Origin of the sequence: Flavobacterium sp. GSP27 (assembly GCF_003970395.1) — a bacterium.
Lineage (GTDB): Bacteria > Bacteroidota > Bacteroidia > Flavobacteriales > Flavobacteriaceae > Flavobacterium.
Map to the genome: position 1 here is coordinate 118,493 of NZ_RYDP01000010.1, position 17,510 is coordinate 136,002.

The 17,510-nt window shown below is 35.2% G+C and carries 15 protein-coding genes and 2 pseudogenes; 11 read left to right on the plus strand and 6 right to left on the minus strand.

Annotation, left to right across the window (positions count from 1 at the left end; genetic code table 11):
* Nucleotides 1–110: 110 nt before the first annotated feature.
* Nucleotides 111–2,501 (plus strand): penicillin acylase family protein, encoded by a 2,391-nt coding sequence (locus EKM05_RS10330; protein ID WP_126555017.1) that lies wholly within the window; start codon nucleotides 111–113, stop codon nucleotides 2,499–2,501.
* 63 nt (nucleotides 2,502–2,564) lie between these two features.
* Nucleotides 2,565–3,902, plus strand: a complete 1,338-nt coding sequence (locus EKM05_RS10335; protein ID WP_126555019.1) for an NAD(P)/FAD-dependent oxidoreductase — start codon at nucleotides 2,565–2,567, stop codon at nucleotides 3,900–3,902.
* 32 nt (nucleotides 3,903–3,934) lie between these two features.
* Here the strand turns inward: EKM05_RS10335 and EKM05_RS10340 are convergent, their stop codons facing one another.
* The 3 genes and pseudogenes from EKM05_RS10340 to EKM05_RS10345 form a co-directional block, all read right to left on the minus strand.
* Complete coding sequence (locus tag EKM05_RS10340; protein WP_126555021.1) at nucleotides 3,935–5,194, minus strand: NAD(P)/FAD-dependent oxidoreductase; 1,260 nt, start codon at nucleotides 5,192–5,194, stop codon at nucleotides 3,935–3,937.
* Between the two features lie 42 nt (nucleotides 5,195–5,236).
* Nucleotides 5,237–5,404, minus strand: a pseudogene (locus EKM05_RS14860) (cupin domain-containing protein); the annotation flags it as partial.
* A gap of 3 nt (nucleotides 5,405–5,407) precedes the next feature.
* Nucleotides 5,408–5,691, minus strand: a pseudogene (locus EKM05_RS10345) (helicase HerA-like domain-containing protein); the annotation flags it as partial.
* A 373-nt stretch (nucleotides 5,692–6,064) separates the two neighbouring features.
* Between EKM05_RS10345 and EKM05_RS10350 the strand changes: the two are divergent.
* The 7 genes from EKM05_RS10350 (at nucleotide 6,065) to EKM05_RS10385 (ending at nucleotide 12,645) form a co-directional block, all read left to right on the plus strand.
* On the plus strand, nucleotides 6,065–6,886 hold the full coding sequence (locus tag EKM05_RS10350) for a MotA/TolQ/ExbB proton channel family protein (protein ID WP_126453117.1): 822 nt from the start codon (nucleotides 6,065–6,067) through the stop codon (nucleotides 6,884–6,886).
* Between the two features lie 47 nt (nucleotides 6,887–6,933).
* The gene (locus EKM05_RS10355; RefSeq protein WP_126457407.1) at nucleotides 6,934–7,545 is read left to right on the plus strand and encodes a biopolymer transporter ExbD; all 612 of its coding nucleotides are present in this window, start codon (nucleotides 6,934–6,936) and stop codon (nucleotides 7,543–7,545) included.
* A 19-nt stretch (nucleotides 7,546–7,564) separates the two neighbouring features.
* Nucleotides 7,565–8,113, plus strand: coding sequence for a biopolymer transporter ExbD (locus EKM05_RS10360; RefSeq protein WP_126453123.1), 549 nt, complete (start codon nucleotides 7,565–7,567; stop codon nucleotides 8,111–8,113).
* A gap of 41 nt (nucleotides 8,114–8,154) precedes the next feature.
* Nucleotides 8,155–8,952, plus strand: a complete 798-nt coding sequence (locus tag EKM05_RS10365; protein ID WP_126457406.1) for an energy transducer TonB — start codon at nucleotides 8,155–8,157, stop codon at nucleotides 8,950–8,952.
* A gap of 230 nt (nucleotides 8,953–9,182) precedes the next feature.
* The gene (locus EKM05_RS10375) at nucleotides 9,183–10,109 is read left to right on the plus strand and encodes a PstS family phosphate ABC transporter substrate-binding protein (RefSeq protein WP_126555025.1); all 927 of its coding nucleotides are present in this window, start codon (nucleotides 9,183–9,185) and stop codon (nucleotides 10,107–10,109) included.
* Nucleotides 10,096–11,802, plus strand: a complete 1,707-nt coding sequence (locus EKM05_RS10380; RefSeq protein ID WP_370275760.1) for a hypothetical protein — start codon at nucleotides 10,096–10,098, stop codon at nucleotides 11,800–11,802. The genes EKM05_RS10375 and EKM05_RS10380 overlap by 14 nt, the downstream gene beginning before the upstream one ends.
* Nucleotides 11,803–12,012: 210 nt before the next feature.
* Complete coding sequence (locus EKM05_RS10385) at nucleotides 12,013–12,645, plus strand: 7-carboxy-7-deazaguanine synthase QueE (protein ID WP_126457404.1); 633 nt, start codon at nucleotides 12,013–12,015, stop codon at nucleotides 12,643–12,645.
* A gap of 185 nt (nucleotides 12,646–12,830) precedes the next feature.
* Here the strand turns inward: EKM05_RS10385 and EKM05_RS10390 are convergent, their stop codons facing one another.
* Complete coding sequence (locus EKM05_RS10390; protein WP_126555027.1) at nucleotides 12,831–13,373, minus strand: YfiT family bacillithiol transferase; 543 nt, start codon at nucleotides 13,371–13,373, stop codon at nucleotides 12,831–12,833.
* 22 nt (nucleotides 13,374–13,395) lie between these two features.
* Nucleotides 13,396–14,103: a bifunctional 2-polyprenyl-6-hydroxyphenol methylase/3-demethylubiquinol 3-O-methyltransferase UbiG gene (locus tag EKM05_RS10395; RefSeq protein WP_126457402.1), complete on the minus strand. Its 708-nt coding sequence runs from the start codon at nucleotides 14,101–14,103 to the stop codon at nucleotides 13,396–13,398.
* A gap of 74 nt (nucleotides 14,104–14,177) precedes the next feature.
* Here EKM05_RS10395 and EKM05_RS10400 point away from each other — a divergent pair, with 74 nt between their 5' ends.
* Nucleotides 14,178–14,672, plus strand: a complete 495-nt coding sequence (locus EKM05_RS10400; protein WP_126555029.1) for a YkgJ family cysteine cluster protein — start codon at nucleotides 14,178–14,180, stop codon at nucleotides 14,670–14,672.
* A 74-nt stretch (nucleotides 14,673–14,746) separates the two neighbouring features.
* On the opposite strand, the gene EKM05_RS10405 is transcribed toward EKM05_RS10400, so the two are convergent.
* A complete protein-coding gene (locus EKM05_RS10405; RefSeq protein ID WP_126555031.1) occupies nucleotides 14,747–15,982 on the minus strand; it encodes an exo-beta-N-acetylmuramidase NamZ domain-containing protein in 1,236 nt (411 codons plus the stop codon).
* 78 nt (nucleotides 15,983–16,060) lie between these two features.
* On the opposite strand from EKM05_RS10405, the gene EKM05_RS10410 reads away from it, so the two are divergent.
* Nucleotides 16,061–17,296 carry an ABC transporter permease gene (locus tag EKM05_RS10410; RefSeq protein ID WP_126457400.1) on the plus strand — a complete coding sequence of 412 codons (1,236 nt, stop codon included), beginning with the start codon at nucleotides 16,061–16,063 and terminating at the stop codon, nucleotides 17,294–17,296.
* Nucleotides 17,297–17,510: the final 214 nt, after the last annotated feature.

Here is a 17,510-nt window from a genome sequence, read left to right on the forward strand (position 1 = left end):
CAAATAGGGCTCAATTATTTATTTTGAATTAGTTTTGAACAAACACATTATAAGTAAATTGTTCTAATTGACTTCTAAATCTTATATATTTGTTGCCAATTTATGTAAAGATGCAAACACTTAAAAAGGTCCTTCTGGTTTTACTTTCTTTATTGTTTCTTTCAGCAATAGTTGTGTTGATTTATGGGTTTTATTTAAAGCCAACCTATGAAGGGGAACTAAAACTTAAAAATATTGGAAAGGAAACCACAGTTTATTTTGATGAATTTGGAGTGCCTCATATTTATGCGGCAAGTTCAAGGGACGCTATGGTTGTGTTGGGTTACGTACATGCGCAAGAACGATTGTGGCAAATGGAATTGATGCGGCGTATTGCTCCGGGACGATTGTCAGAAATTTTTGGACCAGTTGCATTGAAAAGTGATCTGTTTTTTGCCGGATTAGGAATCGAAGAAGCTTCCGCAAAAGCAATCGCAACTTTAGATAAGAAAAGTTCCAGTTATCTATTGACAATGGACTATCTAGAGGGGATAAACCAATATATGGCAGAGGGAACTACGCCAATAGAATTCAGTTTAGTTGGTGTCAAAAAAGAAAAGTTTACCATAAAAGACGTCTACAATATTTTTGGATACATGTCTTTTAGTTTTGCTATGGCCCATAAGTCAGATCCTTTGTTGACGGATATTCGGAACAAGTACGGAATGGACTATCTCAAGGATTTTGGCATTGACGGTTCATTTAATACCACAAAAATAAAAAATGCAAAACATAAGCCACAGGAATATGCTGCTATTTCAAAATCAGTAGCCTCACTTTTAGACCAATCCCCTATCCCACCCTTTATAGGAAGCAACAGCTGGGTTCTTTCTCCAAAGAAAACTAAAAAAGGAAAAGTGATTTTTGCCAATGATCCACATATTGGGTTTTCGCAACCCGGAACTTGGTATGAAGCGCACTTAGTAACTCCGGATTTTGAATTGTACGGTTGCTATTTAGCAGGTACTCCATTCCCATTATTGGGACATAACCGTAACTATGCGTACGGATTAACCATGTTTGAAAATGATGATATTGATTTGTACCAAGAAGAAAATAGTCCTGGAAATGCGACCTCTTACAAAACGCCAACGGGGTATAGGAATTATGAAATTCGCCGAAAAATTATAAAAATAAAAGATTCTACTGATGTGGTTTTGAATGTAAAAGTGAGTCGTCACGGGCCTATCATGAATGACTTAATTGTAGGGCTGGATAAGGACAAACCAGTGGCAATGTCTTGGATTTATACCCAACAACCCATACGAATTCTGGACGCAGTGTATAGGCTTTCGCACGCTGAAAGCAAGGAAGATTTTCTAAAAGGAGTGGCTCTGATAGCCGCACCGGGACTGAATGTTATGTATGGTGACTCCAAAGGAAATATTGCATGGTGGGCAACAGGAAAATTATACAAGCATAATGAAGGCGTGAATCCGAATTTTATTTTGGATGGGGCGAGCGGGAAAGACGATATCAAGGAATATTTGGATTTCTCCAAAAATCCTTCAGCGGTGAATCCAAAATGGAATTACGTGTATTCAGCCAATAATCAACCAGAGGCAATAGACGGATTTTTGTATCCGGGCTATTACCTTCCTGAAGACAGAGCCAAACGAATCACGCAATTATTGAATAAAAAAACAAAATGGAATAAGGCAACTGTGGGCAGCATGATTTTTGATAATACATCACCAGTTGCGCCTGACGTTGTAGCACGTTTAATTTCGAATCTGGATTACACTACGCTTTCAAATAATGAAAAAGAAGCCTTTGCTGTTTTGAAAAAATGGAAAGGTTCTAATAATCTGGATGATGTAGCACCCACAATCTATAATAAATGGATTTTTAATTATTTAAAAAATACTTTTGAGGACGAACTGGGAGCTGCTAATTTCAAGCAGTTTTTAGGCACGCATATCATGAAGCAAATGATCGCCAGACAACTTGAAAACAAAAACTCACTGTGGTGGGATAATATCAATACAAAAAACCATTCGGAAACAAGGCGAGAAATCGTGTCGCTATCGTTCAAGGAATCGATTGCTGCTTTAGAAAAACAATTGGGCAATTCCGTATCAGCTTGGACCTGGAACAAAGTACATACTCTGGAACATCAGCATCCGTTGGGTAAAATCGCAGCTTTAAGAACTATATTTAATGTTGGTCCATTTGAAGTTTCAGGTTCAACGGAAGTGATTAATAATTTGTTTTTTGATTATACCGAAACGGGTCAGTATCAAGTAAAAGGCGGCCCTTCAACACGAAGAATTATTGATTTCTCAGACATTGAAAATAGCTGGGCCATTTTGCCAACGGGACAATCCGGAAATCCATTCAGTGCACATTATAACGATCAGGCGGAATTGTATAATTCAGGAAAATTCAGAAGAATGAAACTGAACGAAAAGGAGATTGTTAGGACTTCTACAAAATTGGTGTTTATTCCCTATAAAAAATGATTGTTTTTTAAAGTTATTAAAACTTTAAATCAGTAATTTTGCCTAACTTTTTATAAAAAATTAATGCAAACTCCCCGAAAAATAGCAGTTGTAGGCTCTGGACTAGTCGGATCCTTATTAGCTATTTACCTTCGCAAAGCAGGCCATACTGTTCATATTTACGATAGAAGTCCAGATATCAGGAAGATACAATTTTCAGGACGTTCTATCAACTTAGCGATGTCTAATCGCGGCTGGAAAGCCTTAGATGGAGTTGGAGTAGGTGATGCTGTTCGAGCGATCGCAATCCCCATGAAAAAACGGGCAATTCATTTAGTGGATAAGCTTAATTTTCAAAATTATGGTCAGGAAGGCGAATCCATTGATTCAATTTCGAGAGGAATTTTAAACCGAAAAATGATCGATTTGGCGGAAGCCGCAGGAGCAGAGTTCTTTTTTGAGCACAAAATTTGGGATGTAACTCTAGAAAATGCAACACTTCATATAGGCGAAACCGAAAGAGGCGCATGGGAAGATAAAAAATATGATATGGTTTTTGGCGCTGATGGTGCTTTTTCAAGAATTCGTCACCGCATGCAGCGCCAGAGTATGTTCGATTATTCGCAAGAATTTCTACCTATTGGATATAAAGAATTAAATATTCCGGCAAACGGGGATGGATCACATAAATTGGATAAAAATTCGTTTCATATCTGGCCACGAGGAGAATATATGTTGATTGCCTTGCCCAATTTAGACGGAAGCTTTACCTGTACTTTATTTATGCCCTTTGAAGGAGAAAATTCCTTTGATTCCTTAAAGGATAGGAAGTCAGTAGAAGCTTTTTTTGAAAAAAATTTACCGGATACGGTTGATGTTATTCCAAAATTAGCAGAAGATTTTTTCCGGAACCCAACCAGTACATTAGTAACCATGAAGTGTTTTCCTTGGACGTATGAGGATAAGGTTGCCTTGATAGGGGATGCGAGTCATGCTATTGTACCTTTTTACGGACAAGGAATGAATGCCGGTTTTGAAGATATTTCAGTGCTGTATGAAATGATTGAAAAGTATGGGGATGATTGGAAATCTATTTTTTCCGAATATCAAAAATCCCGTAAACAAAATGCCGATGCTATTGCAGAGCTTTCCTATCGAAATTTTTTAGAAATGAGCTCTAAGACTGCAGATGAAAACTTCCTTTTGCAAAAGAAAATTGAAAAATCATTTTCAGACAAGCACCCTGAAAAATGGATTCCACTATACAGTCGTGTAACATTTAGTGATCGGCCTTATACAGAAGCGTTGGCTATAGGTGATTATCAAAATGCAATTATGGAAGAAATTTTAAAAATGGAAAATATCAAAGAAATCTGGGATTCAGAAGCAGTTGAAAATACCATTTTAGAATTATTAAAATAAAAAAAGGACTCTATTCAGAGTCCTTTTTGGTGTTATTTATCTTTTGTTGCCGGTTTCAGTAGGACTCGTAAGGTGCTGTCATTATTGAAATAGCTGAACATCCAATTAACAAAAATAGAGAGTTTGTTTTTGACGCTTAAAATCAACATTAGGTGGATAAACATCCAGGTAAACCAAGCCAATCTTCCTTGGAAACTAAATTTTGGTAAATCGACCACCGCTTTTCGTTTTCCTACTGTAGCCATAGAACCCTTATCATGATACTCGTATTCGATTTGAGGTTTGTTTTTTAGACTTAGTTTGAAGTTTGTGGCTAATACTTTTCCTTGTTCTATAGCAACACTGGCTACTTGCGGATGACCATTGGGATATTTAGGAGTAGCCATGAATGAAATATCACCAAGGGCATACACTTCTTCGAGATTTTCTATTTTATTAAATCGGTCAACAAGATAGCGATTTCCTCTGGTAATACTTTCTTTGGGAATACCTTCCAGGGTGTTTCCTGTAATTCCTGCTGCCCAGATCACATTTCTGGATGCAATCGTGTCTCCGTTTTGCAGGCTTACGGTTTTACCGTTGTAATGGCTTACAATAGTATCCGTTTTTACAATGACACCTAGTTCCTCCAGATATTTACGAGACGTTTTTTGGGAATCTTCACTCATTGGGTTCAATACGTTCGGAGATCCTTCAAGAATATAAATGGTGAGTTTCGAAAAATCTTTATCCGGATAATCTTTTGGCAAAATATTTTTTTTCATTTCTGCCAAAGCTCCTGCAAGTTCTACTCCGGTAGGGCCTCCGCCAACAATCACAAAGTTCATTAGCGATTGTAGCTCTTCTGGTGAAGCAATTAAGGCATCTTCAAAAGTTTGTAGAATTTGGTTGCGAAGTTGGATCGCTTCCGGCACCGATTTCATGGGAAATGCAAATTTTTCTATTTCAGCATTTCCAAAATAATTAGTCGTGCATCCAAAGGCAATTATCAAATGGTCGTACTCAAAATCAGCAATAGAGGTTTGTACTATTTTGTGCTCTGGATCAATACGAAGTACATCAGCTATTCGAATGCGGACATTTTTCGAATGCTGAAATACTTTTCGTAACGGAAATGAGATACTGGCAGGTTCAAGCCTTGCTGTGGCTACCTGGTACATCAAGGGTTGAAATTGATGGTAGTTGTTTTTGTCAATCAGTAAAACATCAAAATCTGTATTTTCTAAATCTTGAGCCAAACGCAATCCAGCAAAGCCAGCGCCAACTATTATAATTTTTTTTTGAACTTTCATACTTTTTTTATGGAAAGTATAAAGATACAAATTATATAAGGGTTAGTCTGCTCTATTAACTTTTTCTAAAGAAAATGCAGGTTTGCAAATAGCTAAATATTCACAGACTTCATCAAAAGGATCGGAATAGTGCACACGGGTATTCTTCTCTATTTTTATGGACTGTCCTGCTGTAAGAACCACGGTCTCGCCTTCAATTATAAATGGTTTTTATTTCCCTTCTTTAGCAATACCACTAAAATCGCCTTTTATGTCGATCATTAAAACAGGAATCCCAAAAGAGGATAGTTGTTGTGAAAGAACTTGGATCGTTTTGGTTTTCCCCGTTCCAGTAGCTCCGGCAATTAACCCATGACAGTTTAAGGTTTTTAAGGGAATTTTTATGGGTGCATTTGCTAGAGCTTCTCCGCCTAATAGTACTCCTCCAAAGTCATACTCTTTCCTTTTGAAAGGTACCCACGCGTTATGTCTTGTATAAAATCTTCTTTTCTGGTCATGATAAGTTTGAATTAAAAGGATTTGTAAGCTACTATTAGTGTTCTTAAATAGGAAATTATGGGGTATAATGCAGTTTTCCTGCTTTTTTACTCTTAATAATAAAAAAATATATTTTTGACTGCTTTTAAACGGTTATTGAAAATTTGTGTTAATATTTCTTAAAAATGTATTTTTTTTTTTGTAAAACGGATGATTTCTTTGTAGATTTTGATATATATGCAATGAGTAAATTGCTAAATGTTTGTTTGAAATAAAATTAATGACAATAAAATTAAAAAAAGTTTTTTTATTTGAACTAAAAATATAAATTTGCTCCACTACAAGTTTATTATAACTAAAATAAATTATTTAAAACTATTAAAATTAAAAAAAATGGCAAACGTTAAAAAAGAAAAGAGTTCAAACGGAGGAGGAATGATTTCAGGAATCATTATTGTGGCATGTGTATTTGTAGGATGGTTGATTTGGAATTTTATAATGGGAGATGGTGCCAATTTTGAAGGCGGAGTAAATACAGGACACCCAATACCGGGTAATTATTTGGCAATGGTATACAAAGGAGGTCCAATTGTACCAGTTTTGATGGGTTTATTGTTGATGACTGTTGTTTTTTCTTTTGAAAGATATTTTGTGATTTCAAAAGCAGCTGGATCAGGAAACTTAGATCAGTTTATGAAAAAAGTACAAGATGATATTAAAGAAGGGAATATTGATGGAGCTATCGCTTTGTGTGATAAACAAAAAGGATCTGTTGCAAATGCAATAAAATCAGCTTTGATCAAATACCAAGATGTTAAAAAAGAAGGATTCAATAGCGAAGAAGCTGCTGAAACAATTCACAAGGAAATCGAAGAGGCTACTTCATTAGAAATGCCAATGTTAGAGAAAAATATGACTATTATTTCATCTTTGGTTTCTTTAGGAACTCTTGCAGGATTATTAGGTACGGTAACAGGGATGATTAAAGCGTTTGGAGCATTAGCTAGTGCAGGTACTCCTGATCAAGCGGCTCTTGCAAATGGTATTTCTGAAGCACTTATCAACACTGCAACTGGAATTTCGACTTCAGTATTAGCAATCGTTTCGTATAACTTCTTTACTTCTAAAATTGATGATTTAACCTATTCTATTGATGAAGCAGGTACTACAATTGTAAATACTTACAGAAGATTTAGAGGAAGCTTAAAACAATAATAATTTTTTTGACGTCATGTGCGTCAAAATAAAATATAAAAAAGATAATGGCTAAACTAAAAATGTCAAAAAAGTCAACGTCAATTGACATGACTGCGATGTGTGATGTTGCGTTTCTTTTGCTTACGTTCTTTATCTTGACCGCTACAGCTAAAGTACCAGAAGCATTGCCGGTAGACACGCCTTCTTCTACAGTTCAGACAAAATTGCCTGAGACAGATTTGGCTACAATTACTATTGGAAAAGGAAAAGTATTCTTTGATCTAAAAGGAAGAGAAGTTCGTAAAAAAACGTTAGAATTAATGGGTCAAAAATATGGTGTTGAATTCTCAGCTGATGATGCTGATAAATTTGCACTGATGGATGGTTTTGGTGTGCCAATTCAAAGTTTGAAGCAAATCATAGAGATGAAAGCTGCAGACAGAGGAAAAGCAAACCAACCAGGTATTCCAAAAGATTCACTTGATAATCAATTAGCGGATTGGATACAAAATGCTCGTATTGCCAATATTGAAATTGCTGATAAAGAATTGCAAATAGCCATAAAAGGGGATGCAAAAGAAGAATATCAGGCAATTAAAAAGGTGATGGATATTTTACAAGATCAAAAAATCAATAGCTTTAATTTAGTTACTGGTTTAAGAGGAGAAGATTTTTAATTAAAAAACATACACTACAATGGCTGAATTAAATACCGGCGACGGTGGAGGCGGAAAAGGTGGTAAAGTAAGAAGTAAAAAACAAAATTCAAAAGTAGATTTAACTGCTATGGTGGATTTGGCATTCTTATTGATCACATTTTTTATGCTGACTACTACGTTGTCAAAACCCCAATCAATGGATTTGGGGTTGCCAGATAAAGAAGACGATCCTAAAATAAATAAGGATATTAAAGTAGATGAAAATCGTACTTTAACAATTATGCTTGGTGAGAACAATAAGGTGGTATATTACATGGGTTTATTGGCTACGCCAATTGCAGGTCCAAAAGATATTGCCTATGGAAAAAACGGAATTCGTAAAGAATTATTGGCTAGAAAAAAATCAGTAGTGGAGCATACTGGAAACAAAGACAAAGGAGTTATTGTGATCATCAAGCCAAGTAAGAAATCTAATTATCGTAACTTAGTTGATATACTTGATGAAATGGCAATTGTTGGCGTTCCAACTTATGCAATTGTAAATGATTTTTCACCTGAGGAAACAAAATTGTTAGAAGGTAAATAAGATTTTAATCTAATAGCCTAATAACCTAATAATTAAGAAAAATGAAATTAGATATATTTAAAAACCAATGGCTGGATATCGTTTTTGAAGGGCGAAATAAAAGTTATGGAGCGTATGAACTAAGAAAAGAAAATAATAAGACCTCAGTGAGAGCGCTTATTGTTGGAAGTATTCTTTTTAGTTTGGCCGTTAGTGCCCCTCTTATTGCTAGTCTGCTTCCGGATACATCTGATGTAGAGGAAAATAGAGATATTAAAATTACAGCAGTAAAGTTGCCGCCAAAGCAAGAAAAGCCTAAAGAAAACATCCCGCCACCACCACCTCCACCTCCAAAAGTGGATCAGGTTAAATTTGTGAAACCTGTTGTAGCAAAAGCGGAAGAAGTTACAGAAGAACCACCCAAAATTGTTGAAATTAAAGACAAAAAATTAGGTGCAGTGACCATAAAAGGTGATCCAGATGCAGTATTGACTGTAGAGCCTGTAGGTACAGGTACTGCCGCGGTAGTAGAAGAAGTAGATAACCAAATTTACAACACTGCTGGGATTGAGGTTAAACCTGATTTTCCAGGTGGGATAGAGAAATTTTACAAGTATGTGGGTAATAATTATCAAACTCCTGAAGAAGACGGGTTGAATGGTAAAGTATATGTTACTTTCGTAGTAGAGAAAGATGGTTCTTTAACCGATATTAAAGTAATTAGAGATATTGGTTATGGTACAGGGAAAGAGGCGATTCGTGTTTTGAAAAAGTCTCCTAGATGGACTCCGGGTGAACAAAACGGTAAAAAAGTCAGAGTGCTGTATTCTTTACCAATTACAATTCAAACGGCAAATTAATGTTAAAGAGCATACGTATTAATATTCAGAAGAAATCGCTCAAAGAGCGATTTCTTCTCGTTTTAGGAATTATGTTTTTTTTAGTTTATCTGGTTTTGGGTTTATTTATTATCTTTATGAAAGAATTTCCCATAGTAATGGATACTGGATATAGAATAGCATTTGGTTTGCTTCTTATTGTATATTCTTTTTTTAGATTCATCCGACTTATTAATAATGCCAACTAGATCATGAAAAAAACAGCTATAATTCCGTATTTTATTTTTCTTTCTTTGTTTGTATTTCTTTTTGCATGTAAAAAAACGGAAGGATCTAAGGAAAATAAAGAAACTATTTTAAAAGGTTCTACAACGATACTAGTTGATGAAACATTACAACCTGTGATTGAGGATCAGATAGCGGTTTTTGAAAGTGTGTATCCTGCAAAAATAACGTTGAATGCTAAATCTGAAAAAGAAGTGCTCCGATCATTGCTAAATGATTCATTAAGTATTGCCATTTTATCCAGAAAATTAAATGCTGAGGAAAATAAGATTTTTGAGGGTAAAAAAATTATTCCAAAAGTGACTCCTTTCGCTACTGATGGGATTGCTTTAATCGCAAATGAGAATATTAAGGATACCTTAGTCGCTTTAAATGACATTATAGCCTTTCTGCAAGGGAAGTCTCAAACGGCAATAAAGGGATTGGTTTTTGATAATCCAAATTCCAGTACTGTTCGTTATATGAATGAATTAGCGGGTGTGTCAGAACTTCCGAAAAAGGGGATTTTTTCTTTTAAAACCAATGAAGAGGTAATAAAGTATGTGTCTGAAAATGAAGGAATGATTGGAATAGTGGGGCTAAACTGGCTTTATCAACCTTCTGGAATTATGAAAGATATTGTAAAAAAAATTAAGGTGCTTAGCGTTAAAAGTACTACTGGAAATCAATATTATCCGCCATCGCAAAATAATATTGCAGAGGGAACCTATCCTTTGGCACGTGATTTGTATATAATAAATTGTCAGGGTTCTTCTGGATTAGGAATGGGTTTTGCCTCTTTTGTAGCAGGTGAAAGAGGACAGCGGATAATACTTAAATCTGGTTTACTGCCGGTACGAACACCGAGTAGATTAATTCAGGTTAGAAAAAAAATATACAATGATAAAAATTAAATTAACTACAATGAAAATGAATAAATTAAAAACGTTTAGTGTTGCATTATTGGCATCGGCATTTGCAAGTCAAGCGCAAGATATTGATCAAGCAAAAAAAGCGATCGATGCAGAACAGTTCGAAAGTGCGAAGGCAATTTTAAAATCAATTATTAAGGAGAATCCATCTAATGGAGCTGCTTTTTTTACTTTAGGGAATGTATATCTTACTCAAAATGTAGAAGATTCCTCCAAAATTTATTTCCAAAAAGGATTAACAGCTTCTGATGAAGCTAATTTGAATTACATTGGCTTAGGTCAAATGGATTTAGATAACAATGATGTTGCGGCAGCTCAAGCAAAATTTGTATTGGCCACCAAAGACATGAAAAGAAAGGATTTTGCAGAGTACGTTTACCAAGCAAGAGCCTATATGAATGCTGAAAAGCCCGATTATAAAAATGCAATCGCTATTTTGAATCGCGCTGCCATAAAAAATGCAGATGATGCACAGTTACAGCTTGCCCTTGGTGATGCTTACTATGGTGATAGCAAACAAAATGAAGCTTATGTAGCTTATAGAAGTGCTTTTCAAGCAGATAATTCTTTGCTAAGAGCAAAAATGCAACTGGGTGTTTTGCTTAAAGGAGCAAAATCGTATGACGAAGCTTTAAAAGCTTATGAAGAGGTTATTGCTATTAATCCTAACTATGGACCAGTGTATAGAGAATTAGCGGAGACTTATTATAAAATTGCACGTAATAAACCTTCTCAAGCGGCTGTGAATTATAAAAAAGCAATTGGCTATTACGATAAATATATGGCTTTAACCGATTACTCGATTAACTCTAGAATGCGTCGAGCTGATTTTCTAATCTTGATAGAGGATTATGTTGCACTGGAAGCGGAAGCTAACAAAATGATCGAATTGGACAAAGTTAATCCAAGAATCTATCGTTATTTAGGATATGCGGCTTATGAAAATGGAAATGTTGATTTAGCATTGAAATCATTGGAAAGTTTTATCGCTTCCCCAACTAATAAAGTAATCGCTAAAGATTATTTGTATTTGGGTTTGACTAAAATAAAAAAAGGGACTAGCGAAGATGGATTAGCTATAGACTCCGTTGCTTTTGATTCAGGAATGAAAGGTCTTAAAAAAGCAATCGAAATGGAGCCATTAGCGGTTCAAGATTTGAGTGATATTGGTAAAAAATTATTTTCTCAAAAACTATACAAAGAAGCTGCAGCTGTATTTGAATCTGGAGCCAATTCTCCTGAGTCTACTAATTATCTGGATGACAACGTCTATTTTGGTCTAGCGAATTACTATGCCAATATTAACAAAAAGGAAGGCGAAAAAGTAGATACAATTGCTTTGCAAAAAGCAGATGCTGCTTTTGATAAAGTATTAGTTGCTTCTCCTACTTATTTAGAAGCATACTTGTATAAAGCAAGAACCAATAGATTACTTGAAAAAGATGACTTGATGGTGAAAAATTATGAAGATTATCTTTTAAAAACAATGGAATTAGGTGCTGAGGAAATAGCAAAACCTGCAGTAAAAACTAAGTTTATTGAATGTTACAATAATATGGCAGCCAGTTTTGCTAATACAGACAAGCCTAAAGCTATTGAATATTTCAAAAAAACATTAGCATTAGACCCTGCTAATAATTATGCAACAGAGTCAATAAAAATTTTGAAACAATAAGAATTTGTCTCAATATCAAAAACCGATAGTCTTTGGCTATCGGTTTTTTTGTGCTCCTATTTTAGGATCGTTGTATTCAGAGTTGGATTAATTATTTTAAAACGGTTTAATACACGCCTTTTTTGGCTTATTGAAAGTTTATCATTTTAGTCTGTGTTTGCAAATGGACTCCTTTTCTAATTAACTATCTTTGCACTTTAAAATTAAAGAATGTTATCAAAAGAAATACAGTTAGAAGTTAATAAAGGTGCAATGCTTCCTTTAATGGAAGAATTTTACACCATTCAAGGGGAAGGATACCATACCGGAACAGCTGCGTACTTTATTAGAATTGGCGGATGTGATGTAGGTTGTCATTGGTGTGATGTTAAAGAAAGCTGGAATGCGGCGCTACACCCGCCAACTAGTATTGATCAAATTGTTGCCAATGCAAGTAAATATTCAGAAACTGTTGTGGTTACTGGTGGTGAACCATTGATGTGGGACATGAGCTTGCTAACACAAAAGCTAAAAGATAGTGATAGAAAAGTGCACATAGAAACTTCTGGGGCTTATCCGCTTACAGGAACTTGGGATTGGATTTGTTTGTCGCCAAAGAAAAACAAATTACCAACTCAAACGGTGTATGATAACGCACAGGAATTAAAAGTGATTATTTACAATAAACATGATTTTATTTTTGCCGAAGAGCAAGCTGATAAAGTAAATGAGAATGCCATTTTATTTCTTCAACCGGAATGGAGTAAAAAAGAAGAAATGACTCCGTTAATTGTTGATTATGTAATGAACAACCCAAAATGGCGTGTCTCGTTGCAAACACATAAATATTTGAATATTCCTTAATACTTAAAAACCTCAAATAGCAAGTGCTGTTTGGGGTTTTGAATTAAAACAGATACTGATTAATTTTCGGAAGGCTTACTTCTTGTTAGCAGATTTCCTAGCCCAGATAGTAGCGACATCCTTTTTTTCTCATTTTTTTAATGAGAAAAAAAGATATAGCGAATAGCTGGAAATAGCTCCTTATACTACCAGCCTTTTTCTTTTTTCAATTCGGTAATATGCGCTAAGTGGTGGTTTCCATGCCAAGCATAGGTTCCAATTATTTCCTTCAATTGAATAACGGTATTATGTTCGGGATGTATAAAAGATTTTTCAAGATCTGCTTCAGAAAGACTATTCATTATATATGCCAAACGAAAATGCAATCCGTCAAGAAATGAAAGTGTGGGTTGAATGGGCATCGTTAAATTATCATGTAATTCTGCCCAACAATCTTCGTGATACGCTTTTATTAGCGGTTTATTTTCAGTTAATGTCCATTTAATTCTAACAAAACAATTCATGTGACTGTCGGCGCAATGGTGAATGACTTGACGAATCGTCCAGCCATCCTGACGGTATGGTGTCTCTAGTTGTTCCTCTGTCAAATGAATGACTTCGTTTTTCAATCGTTCTGGAAAACTTGCGATTTCTTTTATTTTATTATGGAGATATTCACTTGAATAGATCTCGGGTCTGATAAATTTCCCAATAGGATAACGTAATTTTTCCACCGCTGAATTTCCCATACTAAGTAGTTTTATGTGTTTTCTAAATGGAAAGTTTTGCTAAATAATCAAAATGTTCGCCTTCAAGAATCAACTCGCATTTTAGTCCATTATCTAAAGCTGCATTTTGCAAAGTGTTGTAATCAATGAACATCCAGTCAAATGGTTTTTCTTTCTCGCCTTTGTAGGAGATATTAAAAACGATTTCTCCATAATATTCCTTTTGGGAAGGAATCCACTTTCCGCCATCTTCATCGTCATCAAACATATAAATTATATCAGAACTGTCTAATAGAATTTGTCCGCCGGGATTCAATAACGATTTTAGTTTTAAAAGGAAATTCGGGATGTTTTTAAGTTTACCGCACATTCCAGCACCATTCATCAATAGGAGTATGGTGTCGTACTTTTCATTTTCTAATGTCAGTACATCTTGAACTTTCGCTTTTTTAAGTCCGCGAAGGGTACACGCTTGAATAGCATTTGCTGAAATATCAATAGAGGTTACGTCTAGATTGCGTTCGTTTTGTAAAGACAAACTATGGCTTCCTGCGCCACAGCCAACATCCAGGATTTTACCTTTGGCAAGTTGTAACGCTTTTTGTTCCATTTGGGGCATTTCATCATAAGAACGAAACAAGTAGGCAACGCTCATTTCATCTTCTTCAGATATTGTAGTTTCCGTAATTAAATCTTCGGGTGAATTATTGGTTTGAAAATCAAGTATGGCTTTGCCAAAAAGGTCTTTCATCTTTTTTTGTTTAAAGTTTAAGGTTAAAGGATTCAAGTTTGTTACTTTTGTGGTTCCAACTTTAAACTTTAAATTTGAAACATATTTTAAACAATCTCCCTAAGGAAGCCAAAGATAAGCATATCGAAAACAAAAAGTATTTTGATAAGCTGAAAAAAAAGACACCAAAGAATTTGGATTACGTGATGCAAGATTTGCATGATGCTGAATTCAAGAAAACGGATTGTTTAAAGTGTGCTAATTGTTGTAAAACTACGGGACCATTATTTACGGATGCCGACATTGAGCGTGTTTCAAAATACCTACGCCAAAAGCCACAACAGTTTATCCAGCAATACCTTCAAATCGATGAAGACCGAGATTATGTTTTGCAAAGTGTACCCTGTACTTTTCTCGATGATGAAAATGCGTGCATGATATATGACGTACGTCCAAAAGCGTGTAGAGAATTCCCGCATACGGATCGAAAAAAATTCCAACAAATTACAGACTTAACCTTGAAAAACGTAGCGATATGCCCGGCAGCGTTTAATATTGTAGAGGAAATGAAAAAGAAAATGCCGCTTTAAAAATTTTCTATTTTGTCTCCCTCTGCTTTGTAGAGTCCCGTCCCGAAACTTCGGGATCGGAAGGGGGGTGAGAATTAGTATATCAAATATTTCATTCTCATTGCTTTAAACTCAATAAGTCCTTTCTGCCAGCTTTTTCTGATTTCATTTTCGGAAATTCCATTTTCTATTTGCTGTTGCAGTTTTTTAGTTCCTGCAAGTTTGGTAAAAAAAGGATTGAAGAATTTCGATTTTTCCGTTGTGCTTTGATAGGCTTGAATCAACCATTTTAATTCTAGTTTACTGACCTTTGTATGTGTTGATAAATCTTCCCCATAACATTTCACGCCATTGTAAACTGGATTTTGTGCACCAAAATTTGGTTTGGGTGTAAAACTAAAATCACTTTTTGGTAGATACGGAGAGCCATAAATCTGAAATTGTTTTTCAGTTCCACGACCCACACTTACATTTGTGCCTTCAAACAGACACAAACTTGCATAAAGATTCACGGCTTGATCATTTGGAAGATTCGGTGAAGGTTTTACAGGTAAACTATAATTCATTTTTCGGTTGTAATTAATACACGGAATAACGGTCAATTTGCATTGAATGCCATTTTTCAGCCATTTCTTCCCATTAATCATTTGTGCATATTCGCCAATTGTCATTCCATGAAACAAAGGAATTGGATGCATGCCTACAAAACTGGTAAATTCTGGCTCAAGAATTGGACCGTCGACTATACTTCCATTCGGATTTGGTCTGTCAAGAACTAAAAGCGGAATGTTGTTTTCAGCGCAAGCTTCCATGATGTAATGTAACGAGGAGATGTAAGTATAAAATCGTGCGCCTACATCTTGCAAGTCGAAAATCATGATATCGATTCCAGCGAGGTGTTCTTGTTTTGGTTTTTTATTATCACCGTATAGAGAAATAATTGGCAGCCCGGTTTTAGAATCTTTTCCATCAACCACATGTTCTCCCGCATCAGCAGTGCCACGAAAACCATGTTCTGGAGCAAAAATAGTTTGCACATTGATATTTTTGGAAAGTAAAAAATCAACAAAATGGGTTTTGTCAGATAGAATTCCCGTTTGATTGGTTACAATTCCTGTTGTTTTATTTTCTAACAGAGAAATATATTTTTCGTAATTATCGGCTCCCGTTTTAAATATTGGTATTTGATGTGGTCTAAAAAATGGTTGGAAATGGATTTTTGGCAAGCTATCCGTACTGCTGCTATACTGATTGTTTTTTGTAGAACTTCCACAAGAGGATTGTACAACTAATGTCAATAATAAGAGGTAAGTATAGCTAAAATATTTCATAGTACTATTTTTGATCTGTTTAAATCTGTTTAATCTGTGGCAAAAAACTTTATGTATCTTTGTTGCAAACTATAAATTTTGAATTTAGAATATTTCATAGCCAAAAGACTCATAACTGCTAAAGATTATAAAAGTAGCATATCTGCTCCAATTATAAAAATTGCTATTTCAGCAATTGCAATTGGTATGATTATGATGATTATTTCGGTAGCGACAGGAATTGGACTGCAACAAAAAATCCGAGAGAAGGTTGCGGCTTTCAACGGACACATCGTTATTTCCAATTATGACAACAATCAATCCGAAGTCACGGTAGTTCCAATTTCTAAAAAACAAGATTTTTATCCAAAATTTACTGCTGTTCCTGAAGTGGAGCATATTCAAGCCATTGCCAGTAAAGCAGGAATTATTAGAACCGAAACCGCTTTCGAAGGAATTATTTTCAAGGGAGTGGGGAATGATTACAAATGGGATAATATAAAAGAGTATCTGGTTTCAGGCAAATTACCTGATTATTCAAAAAATGTGAATCAAGAAGTGTTATTGTCTCAATTCCTTGCCAATAGGTTGAATTTGAAAGTAGGAGATCTGTTCAATACATTCTTCATCAAAGAAAATCAAAATCAGTTGCCCAATATTCGGAGATTTAAAATTACAGGAATCTTCAATTCCGGTTTTCAGGAATTCGATGCAACCTATATAATAGGAGATATTCGTCACATGCAGCGTATCAATAAATGGACTCCAGATCAAATTGGTGCTTTCGAAGTTTTTGTTGACGATTTTAATACTATCGAAGCTACCGGAGAACAAGTCTATGCACAAACAGCTTCTACATTAGATAGTAAAACCATACTAGAAAAATACAGCTATATATTTGAATGGCTTCAGCTATTCGATTTTAATATCATCGTTATATTAGTTGTCATGATTCTTGTGGCCACAATCAACATGGTGGTTGCACTATTAGTATTAATTCTCGAACGAACCCAAATGATAGGAATCCTAAAAGCGTTGGGAGCCAATAATTGGTCCGTCCGGAAAATATTTCTATATAATGCCTTCTATCTTATCGTAAGAGGGCTTTTCTGGGGAAACTTAATCGGAATAGCACTATTGTTACTCCAGCAACAATTTGGCGTGATCCAGTTGAATCCAGAAAACTATTATGTAAACCAAGCACCAGTTTATTTAAATTGGGGATATATCCTAGTGCTAAACCTACTTACTGTGACCGTTTGTTTTTTTGTATTATTAATTCCGTCCTATATAATAACTAAAATTTCTCCAGTCAAAGCCATACGTTTCGATTAGATTATCATTAGTGCGTTCCCATTTATAAAAAAGAGAGGCTATTATCAATATCGATAGTAGCCTCTCTTTTTTATAAACGGTCGGGCTATCCGCTACAAGTCCTCATAAAGTTGTGTTTCACTCCACTTTCTTGCGGGCTTTCCACTACTATCCCTAACGCGAAGATTTGGAAACCAGAATATTTTGTTGTTTTGCCGCAAGTAATTGTAGCTTG